Source organism: Corallococcus terminator (assembly GCF_003611635.1).
GTDB lineage: Bacteria > Myxococcota > Myxococcia > Myxococcales > Myxococcaceae > Corallococcus > Corallococcus terminator.
On the sequence record NZ_RAVZ01000653.1, the window covers coordinates 1 to 1,760 of the forward strand.

Sequence of the window (1,760 nt, forward strand, 5' to 3'; positions counted from 1 at the left end):
CCCCTGCCCGCCCCGAAGCCCGACGACGTGCGCCATGCCCTGGAGGGCGACCAGCTCCACGCGACGCCGGAGCTCGCCGAGTGGATGCCGCCCGACACGCACGTCCAGCGGCTGATGGAGCAGGTGGGGGAGCTGGCCTCAAGCCCGCTGGCGTTGAGCGCGTCGCAGCGCCAGGAGCAGGTGCGGCAGAAGGTCCTGGACGCGGCGCGGGCGTACTTCACCCCGGAGGTGCGCCAGCGCTACGCGCGCCGGCTGTGGCGGATGGCGGCCTTCTTCGAGAACACCGCCCGCCCCCTGCAGGCGGCCATGGCCCGGGGCGAGGCCCGGCGGCTCTTCCACGGGGTCGAGGAGCCCTACTCCCGTTTCGCGGAGACGCTCTTCGCCAAGGTCGTCGTCCTGGCCGCCGCGGGCGCGCAGGCCCAGGCAGCGGCGGCGACGGGGGCCCCGGCGTCCGGCGAGCCCCCTGCCCCGGCCACGCCCGAGCGGCGCGGCCCGGGGGGCCTCATCCTCCCCTGACGCCCACGCGGCGCCCGTGGCGGGGGCCCGTCGTCAGGACGGATCCGTGCGGGCGCACAGCAGCAGGTCCAGGTTCTCCCGCTCCCAGGCGACCGCCCGCTGGTAGTCGTGGAAGCGCTTCTCGTGCTCCATCAACTCCGGCGGGTGGATGCAGCGCCGGCCGTCCTCGCCCCGGCGGGCGCGGTACACGTGGTGCAGCATCTCGTGGAAGACGATCCACTCCACGAAGTAGCGGGGCACCAGCGGCTGGTCCAACGCCGGGTGGATGCGGATGACCTTCGAGTCCGCCGAATACGAGCCCATCTTGATGCTCTTGCGCGGGCCCTTCACCCGGGGCGCCGGCCCGAAGGTGATGGCCGCGTCGATGCGGCTCTGGAAGTAGCGCTCGTTGAGCCGCTCATAGATGCGCGCCAGGTCGTGGTAGCGCCCCACGGGCGACAGCCGCAGCCGCTTGCGCATCTGCGCCGGGGACAGCCGGCGGATGAAGACGCGGTTGCGCTCGATGTACTTGTCCAGCAGCGTGCTCGCGTCCGCGTCCCCCGTGCGCACGAAGCTGGCGAGCGCCTGGAGCACCTCGTCCGGCGCGGCCAGGAACATGTGGTGCAGCCGCAGCCGCCACAACGCGCGCTGACGTTGGAACGTCAGCATCGTGTGCGTGTTGTCGTGGATCTCCACCGCCACCTTCCCCCTCAACCGCGTGCGCAGGCGCCGCTCCAACACGCGCCGCCACACCTTCACGAGGCGGTTGGGCTCAGGGGCGACCGGGAGCTGCCGGGCCACCCTCCCCGCGGGGTAGGTCCTCTGTCGGATGATGTTCTTCTGCTTCTTCGCGCGAGCCATAGAGGGGGCGGAGTCTACGGACCCCTCTGACATGTGTAAACGCGCCCGCTTGGTGGAAAACCAAGGAATTCCAACGACTTAAGGGCACTCAAGCTTACCCGGTCCTACGTGTCCGCCGCAGGGTGCGCATGCCGCATACGGGCAAGTGGCCGTCCCGATTAGCGTCGCCTCCGGCATGGGACCCGCAGCGTCTGGAGTTCCACGATTCCAGGTCGGATGTTGTAGGTCTCGATGCGTGGAAGTATCCGTTTTCCCGGACACGTGTACTGGACGCGAAGGGGGCCGGGGACCACGGCGAGCACCTGGTTGATGGGCAGTTTGTCGCCCCCCGGCCGGCCAAGCACGGTGCGGGCGGGCGCATCGAACCGGACCTGCACCGTGGCGGGGGCTGGAGGCGGTGGAAC

The 1,760-nt window shown here is 70.9% G+C and carries 2 protein-coding genes and 1 pseudogene; 1 reads left to right on the forward strand and 2 read right to left on the reverse strand.

Annotated features, from left to right (window positions below):
* A pseudogene (locus tag D7V88_RS41200) lies at positions 1–516 on the forward strand (hypothetical protein); the annotation flags it as partial.
* Between the two features lie 33 nt (positions 517–549).
* Here the strand turns inward: D7V88_RS41200 and D7V88_RS41205 are convergent.
* Both D7V88_RS41205 and D7V88_RS44040 read right to left on the reverse strand, forming a co-directional pair.
* A complete protein-coding gene (locus tag D7V88_RS41205; protein WP_244238679.1) occupies positions 550–1,356 on the reverse strand; it encodes a hypothetical protein in 807 nt (268 codons plus the stop codon).
* A 158-nt stretch (positions 1,357–1,514) separates the two neighbouring features.
* Positions 1,515–1,760, reverse strand: a 246-nt coding sequence (locus D7V88_RS44040; RefSeq protein WP_208726756.1) for a hypothetical protein, incomplete at its 5' end; no start/stop codon positions are given.